Here is a 24802-nt window from a genome sequence, read left to right as displayed (position 1 = left end):
CAAAAATATTAAGACTAATATAAAACCGATATAGAACAATTTTCGTTTATATATAAGATACCCCTCAATCTTAAAACCTACTAATTATGAAGAATACACTACATTCTCAATTGTTTTACTTTTCTAATTGTTATTTCAATTTTAAAAAAAAGCTATCCGTTTTATTACTTTTTAGCGCATTATTTTTAGTAAGTAATCTGGCCCATGCGCAGCTCCCTCAGTTTTATGATTTTGAATCTGGGTTTCAAGGTTGGACTAATAATGGTAATGATAGTGGAAGATACCAAACCAGTGGTTGGAGATGCAATGGTAGCTTCTCTATTTTTTCTAAAGATGACCAAACCAATAATAATATAGTTACATCACCAAGTTTAAATTTATCAAGTTATAATACAGTTAGTATATCTCTTTGTCACAAATCTTCAGGATTGGATAATGGGGAAGGATTTAGGTTACAGTTTTTTGACGGTTCTAATTGGCAAACAGTAAGAACATTCGTTATTGGCACTGATTTTTTTAACAACGGCACTGGTAATCCTCATTATTTAGCATCTATAATTTCGAGCAGTGATTACACTTTTGCAACAAACTCAAGATTTAGGTTTTCTGGAACAGCAAATAGTAATAGTGAATGGAACTTTTTTGATGATATTGAAATAGAATTCGTCCCACCACCTGCAAATGATGATTGCGCTAATGCTATATCTCTAACTTCTGGAGAATTTTGTTCTCCAACATTAGGTACAACTGCTGCTGCATCACAATCTCTTTCAGGTTGTTCTGGTACAGCAAATGATGATGTATGGTACTCATTCACTGCAACTGGTATTAATCATAATGTAATAGTAGAACCTACATCATTAAGTAATGCTGTAATAGAAGTTTTTGATAATTGTGGGGGCACTTCCCTTGGTTGTGAAAACAGTACTAGTGGTAATTCTTCTGAGATACTATCTTTAACAGGTTTAACTATTGGTAATGTATACTATGTAAGAGTTTATAGCCATTCTAATGGATCAGGTGAATTCAATATATGTATAGTAGAACCATGCTCACCATCAAATGACGTAGGTACATCTACATTAGGATGTCCATTTGTTGATCTGGGAGGTGTAGGACTTGGTTCAACAGCACCACCACCAGTTGATTGTTCAGTTGGAGAAGTTACTTTAGAAGCAACTTATTTAGAATTAGGAGATACAAATGACTACACCGTAGAGTCCATTCCATATAATCCTCCGTTTCAATTTGGTTGTTTGGCTAATCCTGTAAGTGTAAACTTAGATGATATCTGGTCTCCAGTTGTTAATTTACCTTTTGATTTTTGTTTTTATGGAAACACTTATAATTCTTGTGTAATCGGCTCTAATGGAGTGATATCATTCGACACAAGCTTAGCTAATAGTTCTTCAGGATGGTATACAAGTAGAAATATACCAAATACAATTAATGCTGAAGATGGTAATGGCACGTATTTTTTTGGACCATCTATATTTGGAGTACATCATGATGTTGACCCAAGTGTTGGAGGAGAAATAGGGTACCAACTTATTACTTTAGACACAGGTTGTAGAGCGTTAGTTGCAGCATGGGCAGATGTACCAATGTATTTCGATAATTCAATATTATACACTGGTATGATAGTTTTTTATGAAGATACCAATGTTATTGAAGTATATGTTAAAGAAAAAAATATCGACGGTGGTAATCCATGGAACGGTGGAAATGCAAGTATTGGACTTCAAGAAAGAAGTAATTCAGGAATTTCTGCACCTGGTCGAAACACTAATGATACAAATTGGACGGCAACTGAAGAGGCCTGGAGATTCGTCCCAGATGGAGCATCCATCACAACTTTAAAATGGTATGAAGGTTCAATATCTGCCGCCAATGAAATCACCGACCCAAATAATGATAACCAAATTACGGTTTCACCTAATTCAAGCACAACATATTTTGCTGAAGTTACATACACATTATGTAATGGCTCAACAATTGTTCAAACTAGTAGTACGGATGTTACAATTACAGGTAACAAAACATGGAACGGTTCACAAAGTACAGATTGGGATGACGCTGATAACTGGACACCCAATGGTGTACCTACAATAGATGATTGTATCACCATACCACCAACATCAAATAATCCAAGATTAAATAGTCCAACAAATGGTTTAGGTTATAACATGCAAATACTTGATGGTGCAGATTTATTACACCGACCAAATGCCACTCTAACTATTGACGACAGAATTGTAATTGAGCCTAATGGTAATTACAGACTTAGAACCAATGCTAGTTTAATACAAATTAATGATGTTGCTGCTAATGAAAATATTGGTGATGCAGAAGTAAGAAGAAGAGTGAATGGTGTAGGTTACTTTGACTACGTGTATTGGTCATCACCTGTAAGCAACTTCAATGTATTAGATATATCGCCAGGATCCCCTAGTCATTCTATATTTGATTGGAATCCCTCTGTAGCAAATGGTACAGCTGGAAGACATGGTACATGGACAAACACTACAGAAGATATGATTTCTGGTAAAGGTTATATAGTGAGAGGCTTATTAGGTACTCCAGCATCTGATCAGGCACAATTTGAAGGTACATTAAACAATGGTCAAATTTCATACCCAATTTCTAGAGGCACATATACTGGTGCAGATTACGCAGGTATTGGTAATACGGCAACTGCAGAAGACGACAACTGGAATTTATTAGGAAATCCTTATCCATCTGCTATTTCACTTTCAGATTTCATAGCCGCTAATCCAGCTATAGATGGTACATTATATTTTTGGAGACATATTGATCCGGCTGCCACAGCAATTGACGACCCATTTTATGAAGGCTACCAATACAATTACAACCCAAATGATTACTTGTCTGCTAATAGCTTAGGTTCAACACCTTCTGGCTTCAATGGTTATATCGCTTCTGGCCAAGGGTTCTTTGCTTTAATGTTAGATTCAGCACCAACACCTAACGTTGTTAATTTTAATAATACTATGCGTGGACTGTATGCTAATAACGTGTTTTACAGAAACTCATCACCTACGGGACTTGAGAATAAACACCGCATTTGGTTAGATTTAGTTAACGAAGACAATACTGCTTTGCCAATTTTAATTGGGTTCGCTGATGGAGCTACAAATGGAATAGATAGATTATACGATGGAATATCGATAAATCAGTCCGAAAATCAATTCTATTCTTTAGCATCAGATAAAAAACTTTCTATTCAAGGAAAGCCATTACCATTTGATAATTCTGAAACTATTCCTCTTGGCTATAAAACAGCAATTTCTGGAAGTTTTAAAATTACTATAAATAAACTAGATGGTTTATTTGAAGGTGCAAGTCAAGATATTTTTATTGAGGATACAAAGCTTAATATAATTCATAACTTAAAAGACAGTCCTTATTCTTTTACAACTGATGAAGGGACTTACAATAATAGATTTATAGTAAGATTCACACCTCAAGCTTTAAGTATTAATGATCAAGATATTATTGCAGATTTAAACATTAAATCTATTAATAAAACAATTAATGTTAGATCTACATTAAGTCTCATTAAAACTTTTGAATTATTTGACCTCACAGGAAGAACTATTCATAAAAATGTAAATATAGATAACAATACATATAACTATCAAGATAATAATTTAAGCGCTGGTGCATATATCGTACAAGTCACTCTTTTCAATGGATCTGTAGTGTCCAAAAAAATAGTTATATAACTAATCTAATAAAAATTAATAAATGCCATGAAAGGCCTTAACTTTATATAGTTAAGGTCTTTTTCATATTTATAAGCCTCACGTTCAAAAGAAATATTTCTATAAGCTATATTCCAATTCTTGTATTGAATTAATCTTACAAAAAATTCTATGCCGTAGATTACAAAAAAAGGAATAATTAACAATTCCAGTTGTTGTCTAAGATGAATTTTTTCATGATTTACCAAAACAGTATTTGCTTTTAAAGCCTTATACTTTAAAAACATAAAAGGAAAAATGGTAATTCCAATAAAACCTCGCGGAACTATATATTTAGAAATTAATATCACGATATAACTTATTCAAAAATCAATCCAATTTACATTATCTTTGTTAAACATGAAGAAATATGTCCCAATTGAAGATGGTGATTACTACTTAACGCCAGAAGGCTATCGCTGTTTCACTGAGCAATATCATTTAAAACGCGGTTATTGTTGCGAAAGTGGATGTAGACATTGCCCTTATGGATTTGATAAAAATGCTTTAAAAAAAAAGTAATGCAAAAAACAACATTATCTTTCAAAGATCAAATATTAGAAGGCATCCCAGATATACTACCTAAACTTAAATCTTATGATTCCTCAATTAATCATGCTCCAAAAAGAAAAGCAATTCTTTCTAAAGAAGAAGAGAAACTAGCGCTAAAAAATGCATTACGCTACTTTGACAAAAAGTATCATGAAGAATTACTACCAGAATTTAAAAATGAATTAAAAACTTATGGTCGTATATACATGTATCGCCTAAGACCAGACTACAAAATGTATGCTCGACCAATTGAAGAATATCCTGCTAAATCTAAGCAGGCTGCAGCTATTATGCTAATGATTCAGAACAATTTAGATTATGCTGTAGCGCAACATCCTCACGAATTGATTACTTATGGTGGAAATGGTGCAGTATTTTCAAATTGGGCACAATACAGATTAACCATGAAGTATTTGGCCGAAATGAATGACGAACAAACTTTAGTGATGTACTCTGGTCATCCTATGGGACTATTTCCATCGCATAAGGAGGCACCTAGAGTTGTTGTCACCAACGGTATGATGATTCCTAATTATTCTAAGCCTGATGACTGGGAAAAATTTAATGCATTAGGAGTTACACAATACGGACAAATGACCGCAGGAAGTTACATGTACATTGGTCCTCAAGGCATTGTACATGGCACAACTATTACCGTTTTAAATGGTTTTAGAAAAATTAAAAAAGACCCAAAAGGAAATTTATTTGTTACTTCTGGCTTAGGTGGTATGTCTGGCGCTCAACCAAAAGCGGGTAACATTGCAGGTTGTATTACCGTTTGCGCAGAGGTTAATCCAAAAATTACTCAGGTTAGACTAGATCAAGGTTGGATAGATGAAAAAATTACTAATCTAGATAAGTTAGTGACAAGAGTTAAGAAAGCAAAATCTGAAAAAGAAACTATCTCAATTGCCTATTTAGGAAACATTGTTGATGTTTGGGAAAAATTTGATGAAGCTAATATTCAAATCGATTTAGGAAGTGATCAAACTTCGCTTCACAATCCTTGGGCTGGTGGTTATTACCCTGTAGATATATCTTTTGAAGATGCAAATGAGATGATGGCAAACAACCCAGAATTGTTTAAAGAAAAAGTTCAAGAAACCTTACGTCGCCATGCTAAAGCAATAAATAAGCACACAGAAAAAGGTACTTACTTTTTCGATTATGGAAATGCCTTTTTACTTGAAGCGTCTCGTGCAGGAGCAGATGTAATGTCTAATAATCCATCTATTGGTCGCGAGTTTAAATATCCAAGTTATGTACAAGACATTATGGGACCAATGTGTTTTGATTATGGTTTTGGACCATTCCGTTGGGTTTGTGCATCTGGAAAACCAGAAGACCTCTTAAAAACAGACAAAATAGCTTGTGATGTTTTAGAAGAAATAATGAAAGATTCCCCAGAGGAAATTCAGCAACAAATGGCTGATAACATTCAATGGATTAAAGGTGCACAAGAAAATAAATTGGTCGTTGGTTCACAAGCCAGAATTCTATACGCTGATGCCGAAGGTAGAATGAAAATTGCCGAAGCATTTAATAAAGCTATTGAAAAAGAAGAAATAGGTTATGTAGTATTAGGAAGAGACCATCACGATGTTTCAGGTACAGATTCTCCATACAGAGAAACTAGCAATATTTATGACGGCTCGCGTTTTACAGCAGACATGGCAATTCATAATGTTATTGGTGATAGTTTTAGAGGAGCCACATGGATAAGCATTCATAATGGTGGAGGCGTTGGCTGGGGAGAAGTTATTAACGGAGGATTTGGTATGGTTCTTGATGGTACTAAAGAAGCATCAAAACGATTAAAACAAATGTTATTTTGGGATGTAAACAATGGAATCTCAAGACGAAGTTGGGCCAGAAATGAAGGAGCAATCTTTGCCATAAAACGAGCCATGGAAAACGAACCTAATTTAAAAGTAACGTTACCTAACCTCGTTGATGACGATTTATTAGAAACAAATTAAAATAAAGCAATATGAAGAAGTTACTCAAATTTACACCAATTTTAGTATTTGCCATCCTTCTATCATCTTGTAGCTCTGTTAGAGTTGCGGCTGATTATGATAGAGAAGCAAATTTTGATCAATACAAAACCTTCGCGTTTTTCAAACCAGGAATTGATAAAGCCGAAATAAGTGATATTGACAAACGTAGAATCCTAAGAGCTATTGAAGCAGAGTTAATGGCAAAAGGAATGACTAAATCCGAAAATCCAGATATGCTCGTTAGCATATTTACCAAATCTAACCAACGTGTTAACATCTATAACAATGCTTGGGGAGCTGGTGCTTGGGGCTGGGGAGGTTTCAACCGTTGGGGTTGGGGCTGGGGACCAGGCTTTGGAGGAAGCCAAGTTTCAACTAAAACAGAAGGCATGCTTTTTATTGATTTAATAGATACCGATAAAAAGGAATTAATTTGGCAAGGTTCTGGAACTGGCTATTTAGTTACTAGAAATGTTGATAAGAAAGAAGCTCGTATCAAAGAATTTGTAAGTAAAACGATGGAGCAATTTCCACCTGCTAAATAATTAAAAACCTTAAATCATATATAAAAAGTACTGTTTTGCAGTACTTTTTTTGTTTGTACTATTCATTAGGCTTTAAATCTAAATACTATATCTTTGCCGACTTTTAAGACTATGTATTATGATATTAGGCCAAACTACAAGAAAAAACTTTACTCAAAATCCTAAGAATGATATCCTTTCAGGTTTAACTGTTGCTTTAGCATTAGTGCCAGAAGCAGTAGCTTTCGCTTTTGTTGCAGGTGTCGATCCTTTAGTAGGACTATATGGTGCATTTATGATGGGAATAGTCACTGCCTTATTTGGAGGCAGACCAGGAATGATATCTGGTGCTACAGGAGCTATGGCTGTTGTAATGGTACATTTAATTCAAAAAGGAAATGAAGTAGGTATAGCTTTAGACACTCCAATTGAAAACCTCGGATTACAATGGCTATTTATTACACTACTCTTTGTTGGTGGTATTCAAATTTTAGCTGGTATTTTTAAACTTGGAAAATTCGTGAGATTGATTCCGCATCCAGTGATGATGGGATTTGTTAATGGTTTAGCTATCGTTATCTTCTTATCGCAATTAGGATTATTTCCTAATGCAGTGCCAAAAGATATTTCAATTTTAAGTAATACATCTGAGTGGTTTTCAGCATTATTTTCTAATGCAGCATTTTGGAAAATGATGGGCTTTATTGGTTTAACTATGGGAATAATGTATGGTTTACCTAAGCTTACTAAAAAAATTCCAGCTGCGTTAATAGCTATTGTTGTTGTAGCTTGTATTACCATTTTTGGTGGAATCGAAATGAGCACTGTGGGCTCATTTATTGCCGATGGTGGTGGAAAAGGTTTAGAAGGTGGATTACCAACTTTTCAAGATCAAATTTTTGGGTTATTTGGAACACTTGCTGGCCATTGGGATTTAATACTTTCAACTGCATTTATCTTAGCTGCCGTAGGTTTAATTGAGTCATTAATGACATTAAATCTTATTGATGAAATGACAGAGACAAGAGGAAGCGGTAACCGAGAATGTATTGCACAAGGTGGTGCAAATATGCTGAATGGATTATTTGGAGGCATGGGTGGATGTGCCATGATTGGTCAGTCTATTATAAATGTAGATTCTGGAGGTCGTGGTCGTTTATCTGGAGCTGTAGCAGCAATTGCTTTGCTATGCTTTGTTTTATTTGGAGCACCATTAATAGAACAAATTCCTATTGCGGCTTTAGTCGGCGTAATGTTTATGGTGGTTATCGGAACCTTTGCTTGGAGTAGCTTCAGAATTCTTAGAAAAATACCATTGTCTGATGCCATTGTTTTAATTGCTGTTTCTGCGATAACAGTATGGAAAGATTTAGCCATTGCAGTCATTGCTGGTGTTATAATTTCGGCTTTAGTTTTTGCTTGGAAAAATGCTACTATGATTAGAGCTAGAAAACGTATGCAACCAAACGGAACTAAAACTTATGAAATTTGGGGACCACTTTTCTTTGGTTCTATTCAAAGTTTTAATTCGAAATTCGATGTTAAGAATGATCCTGAGCAAGTTGAAATTGATTTTGTGGAATCTCGTGTAAGCGACCATTCTGCTCTTGAGGCGATTTTCAACTTAGTGAATAAATATGAAGCTGCAGGAAAAAGTCTAAAATTGAAACATTTAAGTGAAGACTGCAAGCAACTCATGTACAAAGCTAGTCCTAAGTTTAAGGAAGTTATTATAGAAGATATTGATGATCCTAGATACCATTTAGCGGCAGATCCAGAGAAATTTACTAAGTCTTTGTCTGAATATAATATATAATTACATAAAATAATATTATTAAGTACTCAACCTTAGATAGTTAGACAAAACAATTTTATTTTATCTAAATAAAAAATTAAAATTAATTGATTATCAATTAATTAGACTACTTTCGCAACTTAATTTAATATATTTTAATATGAGTACTGGTACAGTAAAATTTTTTAATGACTCTAAAGGTTTTGGATTCATAACAGAAGAAGGAAACGGTAAAGAGCATTTTGTACACATTTCTGGTTTAGTTGATGAAGTAAGAGAAGGTGACAATGTAGAATTCGATTTAACCGAAGGAAAAAAGGGATTAAATGCAGTAAATGTAAAAGTTATATAAGTATATACCTTACAATCTTTTTAAGAATAAAGCCTATCTTTTGGATAGGCTTTTTTTATGACTAATAATTAATTAACTGTTCTATTTTAGCTTTCACCTTTTCTGTGGAAGGAATCATGGTTTCTTCTAAGATTGAATTTAATGGAATCGCTGGCATATTTTCACTACCAATCGTCATAACTGGTGCATCCAAATATTTAAAACAATCTTCTTGAATTTTTCCGGCTAATGCTCTCGCAAAACTGTTATTACTTGGCTCTTCAGTAACCACTAAACACTTACCTGTTTTCTTGACAGATTTCATTATCGAATCTTCATCTAAAGGAAATAAGGTACGCAAATCAATCACTTCAATTTGGTCTTGCATTCCTAATTCTTGGGATGCATTGATTGCCCAATGCACACCCATTCCATAAGTGACAATGGTTATAGTTTCAACATCATCTTGTTTCCAGATTTCTTGTAAAACCCATGCTTTACCAAAAGGTAATATATAGTCTTCACTTGGCTCAACAGACGTTGCTCCTTGCGTTCCTTTTACTTTAGACCAATACAAGCCTTTGTGTTCTAAAATGATAACCGGATTGGGGTCGTAATAAGCAGCTTTCATTAAACCTTTTAAATCGGCTCCATTGCTTGGATAGGCTATTTTGACACCTCTAATGTTGGTAATCACAGATTCGACTGAAGAGGAATGATATGGCCCTCCACTTCCATAAGCTCCAATTGGAACTCGAAGAATCATACTTACTGGCCATTTTCCATTACTTAGATAGCAACTTCTACTGACTTCTGTAAATAATTGATTTAAACCTGGCCAAATATAATCTGCAAACTGAACCTCAACAATGGGTTTTAATCCAACGGCACTCATACCAACTGTAGAACCTACAATAAACGCTTCTTGAATTGGTGTATTGAATACACGATCGTCTCCAAATTTTTGAGCCAAAGTCGCTGCTTCTCTAAAAACGCCACCTAATCGTCCACCAACATCTTGTCCATAAAGCAGACATTCTTTGTGCTTTTTCATCAGCTCCTCTACTGCGAAAAGTGCACAATCTACCATTACCACTTTTTCGGCACCTTCTGGTGCACGTGTTCCCTTTTCTTCGGTAATTGGTGTTGGCACAAAATCGTTTGTAAACAAATCTTCAGGTTTTGGATCTTCGGCTTTTAAAGCCTTTTCAAAATCTGATTGCACTTTCGCTTTCGCGGAATTTTCTATGTTTTTAACTTCTTGTTCTAAAAATCCTGCGTCTACTAATTGTTGTTTTAAAACAGGGTAAGGATCGCGCGAACGTGCTTCGTTTAAATCGTCTCGATACCACTCCATTCTTACACCAGATGTGTGATGATTTAATAACGGAACTTTGGCATGAACCAAAAACGGTCTTCGCTCTTCACGTATCGTCTTTATTACTTTTCCTAATGCTTCATAGCTTTCTGTGAAGTTGGCTCCATCAATAGAAATAGCTTCTAAACCATGAAAACCTGCCGCATATTCTGCTGCATTTTGGGCTCTAGTTTCAGCTTCATTAGCAGAAATATCCCAACCGTTATCTTGTACTAAATACAAAATAGGCATTTGCTTTAAAGCTGCCATTTGGAAAGCCTCTGCTATTTCTCCTTCGGTTACTGAGGCGTCACCTAGAGAACAGACTACAAGCCCATCCTCAGTCCTTCCCAAAGGGAAGGAAATCGCATCCTGATTACTCGTAACTGGATTTTTCAAACTTTGCTTTTCTAAATATTGCATTCCCATAGCAACACCTGTTGCCGGAATGGCTTGCATACCTGTTGCTGAGGATTGATGTGGTATTTTTGGCTTATCATTATCCTTTAAACTTGGATGCGAATAATAGGTTCTTCCACCAGAAAACGGATCGTCTTTTTTAGCTAAGAGTTGTAACATTAAATCGTAAGGTTCTAATCCGAACGAAAGCAACATAGCGTCATCTCTGTAATATGGAAAGGCATAATCTTGAGGTAATAATTGCATTCCTAAAGCGATTTGAATCGCTTCGTGTCCTCGAGATGTTGCGTGAACATATTTTGAAACTTGCTTAAAGTTTGCTTCATATAATTCTGCCATAGCTTTCGCTGTGCAGAGTTTTGAAAATCCTTTTTTTAGTGTTTCTTTTTTCATTTATGTTGATCGCCAATGCGGTTTTTTTTAATTCCTGCGTCGGCAGGAATCTATTTTATCGTATTTATTTCAATGTAGATTCCTGCTTTCGCAGGAATGACAACTTCTCGTCAGTTCGAGTGAAATTGCTTTTTCTGCAATTTTGTATCGAGAACTTTTTGATTAACTTCTCGATACATAAAATTTTAAACTAATTCGTTCTCTACTTTAACCATCCAATTAAATTTATCTTCAATCTTACCTGTTTTTATAGCGTTAAGAGTGTTATTCACCTCTAATCCAACAGGATGTTCGTCTGATACATGAATGGTTTTTTCTCCCATGGCTATTTCTTTAATGTAAGCAATGCCAACTGCCGTTCCTGTCCCAAAGGCTTCTTCTAAACTTCCATCAATTGAAGCATCTCGTATTTCTTGAATGGTAATTGCTCTTTCTGTCACCTCGAATCCTTTATCTCTTAAAATATCGATAACACTCATTCTGGTAATGCCATCTAAAATGGAACCATCGCGTTTTGGCGTGATGAATTTTCCGTTGACTTTAAAGAAAATATTCATGGTACCAACTTCTTGAATATAATTATGCTCAACGGCATCTAGCCACAGTACTTGGTCGTACCCTTTGGCTTTTGCTAATTCTGTTGGACGAATGGCTGCAGCATAATTTCCTGCGGCTTTAGCTTCTCCCGTTCCACCTGAAGCTGCACGAATATATTTGTTTTCTGCCCATAATTTTATTGGTTTACTAAAAAATGGACCTGCTGGTGACGCCATAATTATAAACTTAAAATGAGTTGCTGCGCGCATACCAATAAAGGCTTCGTCTGCATACATGAACGGTCTTAAATACAAAGCGCTTCCATCTGTTGGTGGAATCCAATTTCGTTCTAAATCGACTAATTGTTTTAAACCTTCTACAAATAGATCTTCTGGAAAAGATGGCATTCCCATTCTATCAGCACTAAAATTTAATCGTGATGCATTTTTTGATGGTCTAAAAAGCATTGGATTTCCATTGGTATCTACAGTGGCTTTCATCCCTTCGAAAATGGCTTGTCCATAATGCAAGGCCATGGCCGCAGGATGTGTAGGTATCATTCCCATAGGTTCTATTCTTGGATTTTCCCAAACTCCATTATTATAATCGCAAATAAACATGTGGTCTGTGAAGGTTGTGCCTAATGGTATGTTGTTGAAGTCAATATTTTCAACTTTTGATTTTTCTACTTTAGTGATTAATATATTGTGTTTCATAATTTTATGCCCACGAAAGTGGGTATCTCATTAATTAAACTTAATTTTTTATTGTGGATTCCTGCCTGCGCAGGAATGACAAAACGGGTTATATTATTCTATTGACATCAAATTGTTCAAAATAATCGGCTACTCGACGGACAAAACTTCCTCCTAAAAAGCCATCAACTACACGATGGTCAAAAGACAGAGATAAATACATCATGCTTCTTATAGCTATTTCATCTCCATTTTCGGTTTCGATAACTTCTGGTCGTTTTTTAATGATACCTAATGCTAAAATGGCTACTTCTGGTTGGTTGATAATTGGTGTTCCCATAACACTACCAAAGGTGCCTACGTTTGAAATTGTGAAGGTGCTTCCCTTAATATCGTCACCCGCTAATTTGTTTTCTCTTGCTTTATTGGCTAGTTCATTGACATTAGCAACAATGGTTTTTAAATCCTTAGTATCTGCATTTTTCACCACAGGCACTATTAAATTTCCACTTGGTAAAGCAGTTGCCATACCAATATTGATATCTTCTTTTACGATGATGTTGTTGCCATCTACTGAAGCATTAATATTTGGAAAGTCTTTTACGGCTTTCGCGACTGCTTCTACAAATAATGGTGTAAAGGTTAAGCGTTCGCCATGCTTTTCTTGAAAAGCGACTTTGTTTGCATTTCTCCAGTTGACCATATTTGTCATATCTGCTTCAACATAAGCCGTAACGTGTGGCGACGTGTGCTTAGAATACACCATATGGTCTGCAATCATTTGGCGCATGCGATCCATTTCAATCACTTTTCCATTGCCTTTATCGAATTGCAATTGTGGAATACGATAAGCAGTTGGATCTTTTTCGGCTACTGGTTGCGCGAACTTAAATGGTCGTCCTTCTTCTATATATTGAAACACATCACTTTTACGTAATCTGCCTTCGTGACCTGTTGCTGGAATACGAGCCAATTCTTCAAAACTAATATGGTGTTCTTTTGCTATTTTGATGATTAATGGTGAAAAGAAAAGAGCCTCTTCTGACTTCCCCAAAGGGGAAGAAATACTGTTGACTTCTTCTTTTTGAGAAAGGTTTAATCTTGAATTAGGTTTTTGAGCTTTTTTCTTCGGAATTGATTTTTCATTTAAAATGACAGGCTTCTTAACTGAAGATTTTACTTCTTCTGAAATTTCAAGAATTGCGATAACTTCTCCAACGGGAACAACATCTTTAGCTTGAAACAATGTTTTTATCAATGTACCAGATGCTGGTGCAGGCACTTCATTATCTACTTTGTCTGTAGCTACTTCGAGGATAATATCGCCATCGTCAAATACATCTCCTTCAGCTACTAACCAATTAATAATAGTACCTTCAGTTATGCTCTCACCCATTTTGGGCATCTTAAGTTCAAAAGTCATCAAGCTATTATTGTTTACAATTTAAGAATTAAAGATAATACATATCAAATTATTCAATTGTTAAAAACTTTTAATTTAATATTAAAAAGAATAATATTCTTTTTATAAACAATTATGAAGTTTTTTTAACTTTTAATTATTAAATTTATAGCTTCAAAAAAACTAATTTTCTATGCCACATACACTCGATAAAATAGACACACAGCTGTTAACAATACTTCAGAAAAATAGTAACAGAACCACAAAGAGTATTGCTAAAGAACTCGGAATGACAACGTCACCAATTTTTGAGCGCATTAAAAAATTAGAAAAGGAAGGTTATATTGAAAAATATGTTGCAATTCTAAACAACAAGAAAATTGGCTTGAAGTTAACCGTTTTTATAGGCATAACCTTGCAAGGTCATACCAGAAGTTATTTGGAAAAATTTGTAAAGGAGATTAACAATTTTCCTGAAGTTATAGAATGCCACAGAGTCAGCGGAAATTTTGATTATTTATTGAAATTGGTGGTTGAAGATATTGAAGCATATGAAACTTTTATAATTTCTAAATTGACATTGTTGCCCTATTTGGGTAATGTTCAGAGTTTAATTGCTTTATCGACGAGTAAAGAGACTAATGAAATTGATTTGAGTCGAGTGCTATAAGTTCAAATCACAACAATATCATAGTTAAAGTTATATTCTTCATCTAAATCATAGCCCTAAAGTTCCCTCTTAAGAATAACTGATATTATTTATTTTTTAAATGTTTCACCAAGTGTTTTATAAACATCATCTTGCATTTTCATGTTTTCTGGCACTTCACGTAATGGTTCAACAGCTTCTAAACTGTCGTGGCAATCCTTGGGCAGCTTTTGATACAATTCCGTACCCTTAGTTTTCCAAGCAATCATTTCAGCCGTTACACCACGAATAATTTTTGCTGGATTACCAACTACTAAACTTCGATATGGAATCTTTGTTTCGGCTTTTACAAATGACATAGCTCCAACGATACATTCATCACCAATTTCAGCATCATCCATAATTACAGTATTCATTCCTATGAGACAGTTTTTGCCAAGATTAGCACCATGAATAATAGCTCCATGACCAACATGTGCACTTTCTTTAAGTGTGATGGACTTACCAGGAAACATATGAACAGTACAGTTTTCTTGAACATTGACACCATCTTCTAAAATGATTTGTCCCCAATCTCCACGAATAGCAGCTCCTGGACCAATGTAGCAGTTTTTACCAATAATGACATTTCCTGTTACTGCAGCCAAAGGATGCACGAAACTTGATTTGTGAACAACTGGTGTGTAACCTTTAAATGAATAAATCATATTTATTTAAAACTCTTTAATTTTTCTTTTGTAAAATCAGACAACACCAATCTTCCACTAGTTGCAGCACGTTCTGCTAACAAATCATCCCAATGGTCTGTACCTTGCCAGAATACTTTTTTCATTTCTCGCATAGCATCAGTATTGTAGGTGCATAAATGTTCCGCGGTTGTTTTAACAGCTTCATCTAGTTCTTCGTTACTTTCAAATACATGTGTAAACAAACCTTTTTGTTTAGCCCATTCTGCTGGATAAAATGTATTAGCATCAATTGCGATTTGCGACATTCCGCTTAAACCTATTTTACGCTCTATTGCTGGTCCAACTACAAATGGCCCAATACCAATATTTAGCTCACTTAACTTGATGGCTGCAAACTTTGAAGCCATACAATAATCTGTTGAAGCTGCTAATCCTACTCCACCACCAACGGTTTTACCTTGTATGCGACCAATGATAAATTTTGGACATTTACGCATCGCATTAATCACGTTAGCAAAGCCTGAAAAGAAAACTTTCCCAGTTGCTTTGTCATCAATATTTATTAACTCTTTAAAACTTGCTCCAGCGCAAAATGTTCTGTCTTTTCCGCTTTTAAGCACGATTACTTTAATAGCATCGTTAGTTCCTGCATCTGTTATAGTTTGTGCTAATTCTGCTAAAACATCTCCAGGTAACGAATTATGAGCAGGATGAAAAAATTCTATGTATCCTACTTCGTTTTCTATTTTTATTTTAACGTATGGCTCTTTTTCTGACATAATTATATTAATCCAAATTGTTCAAAATGATGGTTAAGGTGTTTTCTTTCTAATAAATACGATTCGTATTTATTCAATTCTCCGAAAACTAAATTCTTTAGTTTAGCTTCTGGGTTTTCTTTAAAAAACTCTAAATACTTTTCACGTTGTGCTTTAAACTTTTCAATAGCTGTTGCTAAATCGGAATGCTTTAAAGGTTCTAAAGTATTTTTTTCTAATTGTGGAAATTGACTATTCTTAGGAAACTTATCATAGTTCCATAAACTATTATGCACTTTATCTAAAATGGTTGATGGTGTTGCAATCTCAAAATCTTGAATGTCTCCGGAAGCTATCTTATAGGTATATTCTAAATGCTCAATCATGTGTTGTGGTGTCATGATTCCCCATTTTGGTTTTGCATCTGCATTTAAATTAGAAAGACATTCCGTAATTTTATCTTCTGTCATTTCGACAAAGGTGTCTTGTTTTTTCTGAACCATTGTTAAAATGGTTGCAACAGCGACTAACGGACTATCTTTTTCGGTTTTCTGACTTTCCGGACGGTTTTCAAAATTAGCATCAAATACCTCAACGTGCCATTTTACGATTCCGCTTGGGTGTTCTGCAGAAGCTACATCTCTATCTACTTTTTCTTTACACGTTAAACGTACATAAATGGTATCGTTATGATATAATGGTCGTAAAAAACGAATACTATCTAAACCATAATTAGCTGCTACAGGTCCTTTATTTGGATACACAAACAATCCTGCTGCTGCAGAAATAATAAAATATCCATGCGCTGTTCTCTTTTCGAAAATACTTCCATCTAACGAAGTAATATCAGTATGCGCATAAAAATGGTCCCAAGTTAAATTGGCAAAATTTTGAATATCATTATCTGTTAAAGTTCGCTTGTGTGTTTTTAAAGACATTCCTGGTTGAATATCTTCCCAATGGTATTGAAACGGATGCTGTTCTGCTTCCTTGTATTCTGAATTTTGTTGATAAATTCCAGTAATTTCAGTAATTGTTGTTGGCGAACCTTGAATGGCTGTACGTTGTAAATAGTGTTTAATACCACGTATTCCTCCCATTTCTTCGCCTCCACCAGCACGTCCTGGACCTCCATGTACTAAATATGGTAATGGCGAACCATGACCTGTACTTTGCTTCGCACTTTCTCTGTTTAACACTAAAATTCTTCCATGATGAGATGCAGCATTTATCACATAGTCTTTTGCAATATTATCATCGTTTGTAGCGATTGAAGACACTAGTGACCCTTTTCCCATTTGCGCTAAAGTTATAGCTTCATCTAGATTTTTATAAGGCATTATGGTACTTACTGGACCAAATGCCTCACGCTCATGAATAACGGTGTTTTGAAATGGGTTATCTGCTCGCAATAAAATCGGACTAATAAAAGCACCTTTTTTAACATCTGCACCAATAGTTTCAATTTTATCTAAACTTCCATAAACTATTCGCGCTTCTTTTGACAAATCATTTACCGAATCGCGAACAGCTTGTACTTGTTGATGACTGACTAAAGAGCCCATTCTAACCTCTTTTAATCTTGGGTCTCCAATAGTGACTTTATCCAATTGTTTTGCTAATGCAGTTTGCACATCATCAACTAATTTTTCTGGAACAATAATTCTACGAATTGCTGTACATTTTTGTCCAGCTTTAACCGTCATTTCTTTTCTGACTTCTTTTATAAACAAATCGAATTCTGGTGTTCCAGGCACTGCATCTTCTCCTAAAATAGAAGCATTTAAAGAATCGGCTTCCATAGTAAAAGGTACCGATTCTTCAATTAATCTTGGATGCGCTTTTAGTAATCGTCCAGTTTGTGCAGAACCCGTGAAAGTGACTACATCTTGAGATTCTACGGTATCTAGAATATTTTTAACCGTTCCGTTTATGATTTGCAAAGCGCCTTCTGGTAAAATTCCAGAATCTATAATGGTTCTTGCAACTGCTTCTGCTAAATACGAAGACGAAGGTGCTGGCAACACTACTGCCGGAACTCCTGCCATCCAGTTTACTGCACATTTTTCTAACATTCCCCAAACCGGGAAATTAAATGCGTTAATATGAACTGCAACACCTTTTTTAGGCACCATAATATGATGTGCCATAAAACGTCCACCACGAGATAAATCGATAGCATCACCTTCTACATGATACGATTGATTTGGAAATAACTTACGTAATGATGCGTTGGCAAATAAGTTACCAAAACCACCTTCGATGTCTATCCAACTATCTACTTTTGTTGCTCCTGTTCTATAACTTAAGTCGTAAAAAGCATCTTTTCTTTTGGTCAAATACAATGCTAATTTTTTAAGCATGTTTCCACGCTCTTGGAAGGTCATTTTACGAAGGACTTTTCCTCCTTTTGTTCGTCCGTAGTTAAGAATTTCTGGAACGTCTAAACCTTCAATAGCAACACTTGTAAAAGCTTCGCCAGTTACAGCATCTAAAATTGGTGTTCCTTCTTCTTTACCTGTTGTCCATTGTCCTTGGACGTAGTGTTGTATTTTTTTCATTTATTTCTTCTTTATGTTCATTTTGTCTTGAAACAAAACGAACCAAAAATTCAAGTTGAAATGAGAAATTTTTAAAACTTGTTCCACAGTTTTAAAACCTATAACTGAATCGCCTATTTTCTAATTTCTTTATTCTACTCTTTCAATAATTGCCGCATAACCTTGACCAACACCAATACACATGGTGATTAATGCATAGCGTTTGTTTTGCTCTTTCAACTCTAATGCTGCTGAATATGCTATTCTCGCTCCTGTAACACCTAATGGATGACCAATTGCAATCGAGCCTCCATTTGGGTTTAATCTAGAATCATCATCTGCTAATCCCCAAGCTCTAGTACAAGCTAAAGCTTGAGCTGCAAAAGCTTCGTTAAGCTCAATAATATCGATATCGTCCATGGTTAAACCTGCTTTTTCTAATGCTTTATTAGAGGCTTGCACAGGACCAATACCCATGATTCTAGGTTCTACACCAACCACTGCAGAACTTACAATTCTTGCTAATGGTTTTAAATTATACTTTTTCACTGCATCTTCGGATGCAATAATAGTTGCAGCTGCCCCATCATTTAATCCAGAAGAATTTCCTGCGGTTACGCTTCCGCCTTCTTTTTTGAAAGCTGCTCTTAGCTTTCCTAAAACTTCTAAAGATGTTGTTGATTTTACAAATTCATCTTTTGAAAATTGAATAGGATCTTTTTTACGTTGCGGAATTTCTACAGTGACTATTTCTTTTGCTAAGCGGCCGTTTTCTTGAGCTTTAGAAGCTTTCATTTGGCTCCAATGCGCAAACTTATCTTGGTCTTCTCTTGAGATATTATATTTTTCGACCAGGTTTTCCGCAGTCATTCCCATGCCGTCTGTACCATACATCTCGTGCATTTTCGGGTTTACAAATCGCCATCCGAAAGTAGAATCATACATTTTAGAATCGCCTCCAAATGCTGATGACGGTTTTGCCATGACGTATGGTCCACGCGTCATATTCTCCACTCCTCCAGAAATAAATACGTCGCCATCACCTGCTTTTATAGCACGATTTGCGTGAATAATTGCTGATAATCCTGAGCTACATAATCTATTTACTGTTTCGCCAGGTACTGTAAACGGTAAGCCTGCTAAAAGCGAAGACATACGTGCTACATTACGATTGTCTTCTCCTGCTTGGTTTGCACAACCCATTATCACATCGTCGTAAGCTTCTTTTGGGATGTTTGGATTTCGTTTTACAATTTCTTGAATTACTAATGCGCCTAAATCGTCTGTACGAACAGCAGCTAAGGTTCCTTTGTAGCTTCCTATTGGTGTTCTAATTCCGTCTATTATGTATGCTTCTTTCATAATTATGCCCACGAAAGTGGGTGTCTGTTTAATTTTACTTCAATTTATAATCTCATTACAATTAATGAGATTCCTGCCTTCGCAGGAATTCTATTCCCAATCTTTTTGAGTTCTATAAACTACACCTTTAAAAAGTGCAACCATTTCATCTCCTCGTTTTACTTCAATAATATTGAAGCCTAATTTATTCTTTACGGTTTCTATTACAGATTCTGCTGTTAAATAATCACCTTCTTCTAATGCTTCAATATGGTTAATACTTGTTTCTATAGACACTGCATATTTACCATGTGTGTTTGCTGCAAACCCGAAAGCTGTATCTGCTAATGAATAACTAATGCCTCCATGTGCTTTATTCATGCTATTTAGCATTTCTTTTCTTACAGTCATTGCTACTTTGCAGCGACCTATTTCGCATTCTAGGATTTCTATTCCTAGCCAAGTGCTATATGCATCTTGAGATAGCATTTTATGTGGAATGGCTTCGCCTTTCATTTAAAAAAAGGTTTTATTTTCTCTGTTCATTTTTCGTAATAGCGGACTACAACGGTATCTATCTTCATGATATTCGTTGTATAAAGCATCTAACTGTTCAACACACCAATCGATGCCTTTTTCGTCTGCCCAAGCCAGTAATCCTTTTGGATAATTAACACCTTTGGTCATTGCATTATCTATATCTTCTGCTGATGCAATGTTTAAAAATAGTGCGTCTGCTGCTTCGTTTATTAGCATGACTAAAACTCTGTTGAAAATAGTTTCAGATAATGCTGCATCTTTTGTTGGTTCTGGTTTTACTGCTCCTTCAGAATAATCATAATAACCTTTTCCCGATTTGCGTCCTAAGTAACCAGCTTCAGCAAAACGTTTTTGTGTGAATGCTGGTTTGTATCTTGGATCGAAATAGAATGCAGTAAAAACAGTTTCGGTTACGGTGTAATTGACATCGTTTCCTATAAAGTCCATAAGTTCAAATGGCCCCATTCTGAAACCTCCTAAACTTTTTAAACTGTAATCTATGGTTGCAAAATCTGCAATACCTTCTTCATAAATTCTTAATGATTCTCCGTAAAATGGTCTTGCCACTCTGTTGACTATAAATCCTGGTGTGTCCTTGGCAACTGCTACTACTTTTTTCCAATCGGAAATCGTTTGAATCGACTTATCAAGAACTTCTTTAGACGTTTGAATGGCAGGAATAACCTCAACTAATTTCATTAAAGGTGCAGGATTAAAAAAATGAATTCCTACACAACGTTCTGGTTTTTGTAATGAGGCCGCTATTGATGCTATTGACAAACTTGATGTGTTTGAAGCGATGATACAATCGTCTGCAACATAACTTTCTAATTCTGAAAAGACTTTCTTTTTAATCTCTAAATTTTCAATTATTGCTTCAATCGTTAAGTTAGAATCTGCTAGATCTTTTAAAGTATCGACGTATGAAATATTAGATTGAATTCTGTTTTTTTCTTCAGTATCTATTCGTCCTTTTTCAATAAGACGATTTAATATTTTTTCAAGACTAGCTTTAGCTTTATCCAATGCTGCTTGATTAGTATCGTATAATTTAACTGTACAACCAGAAGTTGCTGCGACTTGCGCAATACCACTTCCCATGGTTCCTGAACCTATAATTCCTATGTTCATAGTCTTTACTTTTATTGTGGATTCCTGCCTTTGCAGGAATGACAAAACTGTTTCTTTTTTATAAGATCCTGAAACGAGTTCAGGATGACAAACCTAAAATGGTAGGTTTGTCACATCTACATTACCTCCAGACAAAATAATGCCGATGTTTTTATTTTTAAATTCTTCTTTGTTTTTTAAAACTGCTGCAAAAGGAACAGCGCATGAAGGTTCTATAATAATCTTCATGCGTTCCCAAATTAGTTTCATGGCACTTATAATTTCGTCTTCTTCAACTCGGATTATCCTATCGACATACTTTTGAATAATTGGAAAATTTCGGTCTCCTAAATTCGTTCTTAATCCATCAGCAACGGTATGAAAACTCTCGTTAGTTTCTATTTTACCTGAAATTAGTGAGCGATACGCATCATCTGCTTCCATAGGTTCTCCTCCAATAACTTTACAGTTGTTTGAAAAATAGTGTGCTGCCAACGCTGTGCCTGCAATTAATCCTCCACCTCCAACTGGTGTTAAAATTACATCTAAATTTGGTTGTTCTGCTAACAGCTCAATTGCTGCTGTACTGTTTCCATAAATTACCTCATCTTGATTTGATGGATGTAAAAATGTCGCTCCTTTTTCTTCTTTTATGCTATTAGCAGTTGCTTCTCTTGCTTGAGGTGTCGATTCACATTCTATGATTTCTCCTTCATACGTCCTAACACCATCTTTTTTGACTTGAGGTGCATTCTCTGGCATTACAATATAAGCTTTAACTCCTAATTTCTGAGCTGCCAATGAAACGGCTTGTGCAAAATTACCTGACGAATGTGTCACCACACCTCGTTGTCTTTCTTCTTCTGAAAGTGATAAAATGGCATTTGCAGCTCCTCGCATTTTAAATGCTCCCATTTTCTGAAAGTTCTCACATTTAAAAAACAAGTTACAACCTGCTTTTTCATTTAACAACTGCGATGTTAACACAGGTGTTTTGTGAATAAAGGGTTTTATTCGGTTGTGAACTTCTATGAGAGTTTGTTTATTCATATTTGTTCTCGATACAAAATTGCTAAAAAAACAATATCACTCGAACTAACGTTAATCTAGTTCCCTTTGAATTTTGGTTGACGTTTTTCTATAAATGCTGCCACGCCTTCTGCATAATCATTGCTTTGTGCTGCTTCTATTTGTAATTTAGATTCTAAAGCTAATTGCGATTCTAAATCGTTTGTCATGGATTTATTGAATAATTCTTTAATTAAACCTAATGCTTTGGTTGGCATATTTGCTAGTTTTACAGCTAGCTTATTAATTGTTTCTTGGAATTCTTCAGTTGGAACACATTTATAAATCATTCCCATTTTTTCTGCTTCTTCAGCTCCAATTTTATCACCTAACATTGCTAGTGCTAATGCTTTCTGAAATCCAATAAGTCTTGGTAAAAAGAACGTTCCTGCACTATCTGGCACTAAACCAATTAAACTAAAGGCTTGAATGAAGCTTACTTTTTCATGAGCGACAACTACATCACACGCTAAAGCTATATTGGCTCCTGCTCCTGCTGCTACACCATTGACTGCTGCAATAATTGGTTTTTTGATAGCACGAATTCTGGTGATAATTGGATTATAATGTTCGTCTAATATTTTTTTGAATCCTGGATTTAAATCTGGATCTGTAACTTCTTTTAAATCTTGTCCAGCACAAAACGCTTTTCCGTTTCCTGTAAGCACAATTGCTCTTACATCTTCGTTTTTTTCGCAAGTGTCTAATGTATCGTGTAATAAAAATGCCATTTCACGATTGAAACTATTGAATACTTCTGGTCTATTTAGCGTGATATACGCTACTTTGTTTTCAATTTTTAAAAGAATTGAATTATTACTCATACCTTATAAATTCTTTGTCATTGGGAATACGAAAGACGTAACTATCTATTATTAAGAGATTCTTCGCTTCGCTCTAAATGACATTATTTTAAACATTTAAAATAGTCAAAAGGTTCTTGGCAATCATCACATTGAAATTGTGCTTTACATGCTGTAGAACCAAACTGACTTACTAATCTTGTATTTGTGGAACCACAATTAGTACATTTTACTAATCGTTTTCCGTTTAATAGCACGTCTTTATCTGCTTCTGCATTTAAAGGTGCTGCAATTCCGTAATCTTCTAATGCTTTACGACCTCTTGGTGTTATCCAATCGGTTGTCCAAGCTGGATGCAAAATCAAATCAATTTTGGATTCGTATCCTGCTTTTTTTAAAGCTACTTTTATATCGTCTCCAATCACATCCATTGCTGGACAACCACTGTAAGTTGGTGTGATTTCAACTTTTACAATATTATTTTCAATAACAGCAGAACGTACCACTCCCATGTCCATGATGGATAATACTGGAATTTCTGGATCAGATACTTTTTCCAGAATTGGAATTAAGATTTGATCTATGTTTTGTTCTGTTGTTGTCATTTTATCTAAATGAGATTCTTCGCTTCGCTCTGAATGACATTTGGTTTTAATTTATGAAATATCTGCTTTCGCAGGAATTTTACCATTCCATATTAGGATAGGTTCTTTGCATGTATTGCAAATCACTTAATAAATACCCTAAATGTTCTGTGTGAATACCTTGCTTTCCTCCTTTTTGAAAGTATTTAGATTCTGGTACTTCTAAAGTAGATTCTAGCAATAAATCACTAACATTTTTATAATAGGCTTCTTTTAATTTGGTAACATCAACACCTATTCCTTCTGCTACCATTGTTTTATCTGCTTCTGTTTGATGAAACAATTCATCTGTATACGTCCACAAATCATTTATAGCTTCTTGCATCTTGGCTCTACTTTCTTCTGTTCCATCTCCTAAACGTTTTACCCAATCTGAAGAAAAACGTTCGTGATAACTTACTTCTTTGATACACTTATTAGCGATAGCTGATAAGGTTAAATCTGCACTTTTCTGTAATTCTTTTAAAAACGCTAAGTGATAAACATCGAATAAAAACTGACGTCCTAATGTGTAGGCAAAATTTGTATTAGGTTGTTCTACAAGTAATACATTTTTGTATTCACGTTCTTTACGAAGCATTGCAATATCATCTTCTGTTCTTTCATCTCCTGCAATTTTTGCAGCATATTGAAAGTAGCTGCGTACTTGACCGAATAAGTCTAATGAAATATTTGTGCAAGCGATGTCTGTTTCTAGGCTTGGTCCATGACCTGTAAGTTCTCCTAATCTTTGACCGAGGATAAGACTGTTGTCTGCGATGCCTAGGATGTAATTGTATAAGTTTTCGTTTTTCATGTTTCTTTGTTGAGATTCATCGCTTACACTTCGACTGCGCTCAGTGTGACACTCTGAATGACATTTAGATTCAATTTTGAGATTCCTGCTTTCG

Annotated in this window: 20 protein-coding genes; 7 read left to right on the top strand and 13 right to left on the bottom strand. The window is 35.1% G+C overall.

Annotated features, from left to right (window positions below; genetic code table 11):
- Positions 1-86 precede the first annotated feature (86 nt).
- The 6 genes from H8K90_RS14055 to H8K90_RS14030 all read left to right on the top strand — a co-directional run bounded on the left by H8K90_RS14055 (position 87) and on the right by H8K90_RS14030 (position 8987).
- A complete protein-coding gene (locus tag H8K90_RS14055; RefSeq protein ID WP_186846628.1) occupies positions 87-3746 on the top strand; it encodes a T9SS type A sorting domain-containing protein in 3660 nt (1219 codons plus the stop codon).
- 378 nt (positions 3747-4124) lie between these two features.
- Positions 4125-4286, top strand: a complete 162-nt coding sequence (locus H8K90_RS14050) for a DUF5522 domain-containing protein (RefSeq protein WP_186846627.1) — start codon at positions 4125-4127, stop codon at positions 4284-4286.
- Positions 4286-6295 (top strand): urocanate hydratase, encoded by a 2010-nt coding sequence (locus tag H8K90_RS14045; RefSeq protein ID WP_186846626.1) that lies wholly within the window; start codon positions 4286-4288, stop codon positions 6293-6295. The genes H8K90_RS14050 and H8K90_RS14045 overlap by 1 nt, the downstream gene beginning before the upstream one ends.
- Positions 6296-6306: 11 nt before the next feature.
- Positions 6307-6861 carry a DUF4136 domain-containing protein gene (locus tag H8K90_RS14040; protein WP_186846625.1) on the top strand — a complete coding sequence of 185 codons (555 nt, stop codon included), beginning with the start codon at positions 6307-6309 and terminating at the stop codon, positions 6859-6861.
- A 118-nt stretch (positions 6862-6979) separates the two neighbouring features.
- Positions 6980-8656 (top strand): SulP family inorganic anion transporter, encoded by a 1677-nt coding sequence (locus tag H8K90_RS14035; protein WP_186846624.1) that lies wholly within the window; start codon positions 6980-6982, stop codon positions 8654-8656.
- A gap of 139 nt (positions 8657-8795) precedes the next feature.
- Positions 8796-8987: a cold-shock protein gene (locus H8K90_RS14030; protein WP_173280095.1), complete on the top strand. Its 192-nt coding sequence runs from the start codon at positions 8796-8798 to the stop codon at positions 8985-8987.
- Between the two features lie 61 nt (positions 8988-9048).
- Here H8K90_RS14030 and H8K90_RS14025 read toward each other — a convergent pair whose 3' ends face one another.
- The 3 genes from H8K90_RS14025 to H8K90_RS14015 form a co-directional block, all read right to left on the bottom strand.
- Complete coding sequence (locus H8K90_RS14025; RefSeq protein WP_186846623.1) at positions 9049-11136, bottom strand: alpha-ketoacid dehydrogenase subunit alpha/beta; 2088 nt, start codon at positions 11134-11136, stop codon at positions 9049-9051.
- A 185-nt stretch (positions 11137-11321) separates the two neighbouring features.
- Positions 11322-12389 (bottom strand): branched-chain amino acid aminotransferase, encoded by a 1068-nt coding sequence (locus H8K90_RS14020; RefSeq protein WP_186846622.1) that lies wholly within the window; start codon positions 12387-12389, stop codon positions 11322-11324.
- A gap of 88 nt (positions 12390-12477) precedes the next feature.
- Positions 12478-13764 (bottom strand): dihydrolipoamide acetyltransferase family protein, encoded by a 1287-nt coding sequence (locus H8K90_RS14015; RefSeq protein WP_246457776.1) that lies wholly within the window; start codon positions 13762-13764, stop codon positions 12478-12480.
- Positions 13765-13963: 199 nt separating this feature from the next.
- Between H8K90_RS14015 and H8K90_RS14010 the strand changes: the two genes are divergently transcribed.
- Positions 13964-14440, top strand: coding sequence for an Lrp/AsnC family transcriptional regulator (locus H8K90_RS14010; protein ID WP_186846621.1), 477 nt, complete (start codon positions 13964-13966; stop codon positions 14438-14440).
- An 89-nt stretch (positions 14441-14529) separates the two neighbouring features.
- On the opposite strand, the gene H8K90_RS14005 is transcribed toward H8K90_RS14010, so the two are convergent.
- From H8K90_RS14005 to paaC, 10 genes are all read right to left on the bottom strand, one after another.
- Complete coding sequence (locus H8K90_RS14005; protein WP_186846620.1) at positions 14530-15126, bottom strand: acyltransferase; 597 nt, start codon at positions 15124-15126, stop codon at positions 14530-14532.
- Positions 15127-15128: 2 nt separating this feature from the next.
- Positions 15129-15887 carry an enoyl-CoA hydratase/isomerase family protein gene (locus H8K90_RS14000; protein WP_186846619.1) on the bottom strand — a complete coding sequence of 253 codons (759 nt, stop codon included), beginning with the start codon at positions 15885-15887 and terminating at the stop codon, positions 15129-15131.
- A 2-nt stretch (positions 15888-15889) separates the two neighbouring features.
- The gene (gene paaZ, locus H8K90_RS13995) at positions 15890-18427 is read right to left on the bottom strand and encodes a phenylacetic acid degradation bifunctional protein PaaZ (RefSeq protein ID WP_186846618.1); all 2538 of its coding nucleotides are present in this window, start codon (positions 18425-18427) and stop codon (positions 15890-15892) included.
- Positions 18428-18556: 129 nt separating this feature from the next.
- Positions 18557-19768 carry a 3-oxoadipyl-CoA thiolase gene (gene pcaF, locus H8K90_RS13990; RefSeq protein WP_186846617.1) on the bottom strand — a complete coding sequence of 404 codons (1212 nt, stop codon included), beginning with the start codon at positions 19766-19768 and terminating at the stop codon, positions 18557-18559.
- 90 nt (positions 19769-19858) lie between these two features.
- A complete protein-coding gene (locus H8K90_RS13985) occupies positions 19859-20263 on the bottom strand; it encodes a hotdog fold thioesterase (RefSeq protein WP_186846616.1) in 405 nt (134 codons plus the stop codon).
- Positions 20264-21418 carry a 3-hydroxyacyl-CoA dehydrogenase NAD-binding domain-containing protein gene (locus H8K90_RS13980; RefSeq protein ID WP_186846615.1) on the bottom strand — a complete coding sequence of 385 codons (1155 nt, stop codon included), beginning with the start codon at positions 21416-21418 and terminating at the stop codon, positions 20264-20266.
- 93 nt (positions 21419-21511) lie between these two features.
- Complete coding sequence (locus tag H8K90_RS13975; RefSeq protein ID WP_186846614.1) at positions 21512-22447, bottom strand: threonine ammonia-lyase; 936 nt, start codon at positions 22445-22447, stop codon at positions 21512-21514.
- A 56-nt stretch (positions 22448-22503) separates the two neighbouring features.
- Positions 22504-23289: an enoyl-CoA hydratase-related protein gene (locus H8K90_RS13970; RefSeq protein ID WP_186846613.1), complete on the bottom strand. Its 786-nt coding sequence runs from the start codon at positions 23287-23289 to the stop codon at positions 22504-22506.
- Positions 23290-23372: 83 nt separating this feature from the next.
- Positions 23373-23873 carry a 1,2-phenylacetyl-CoA epoxidase subunit PaaD gene (gene paaD, locus H8K90_RS13965; protein ID WP_186846612.1) on the bottom strand — a complete coding sequence of 167 codons (501 nt, stop codon included), beginning with the start codon at positions 23871-23873 and terminating at the stop codon, positions 23373-23375.
- Between the two features lie 79 nt (positions 23874-23952).
- Positions 23953-24783 (bottom strand): 1,2-phenylacetyl-CoA epoxidase subunit PaaC, encoded by an 831-nt coding sequence (paaC, locus tag H8K90_RS13960; protein WP_315970283.1) that lies wholly within the window; start codon positions 24781-24783, stop codon positions 23953-23955.
- Positions 24784-24802 lie beyond the last annotated feature (19 nt).

Source organism: Winogradskyella echinorum (assembly GCF_014297365.1).
In the GTDB taxonomy this organism is placed as follows: Bacteria; Bacteroidota; Bacteroidia; order Flavobacteriales; family Flavobacteriaceae; genus Winogradskyella; species Winogradskyella echinorum.
Note: the sequence above shows the minus strand (reverse complement) of the source record. Positions and strands in the feature narration are given on the sequence as shown.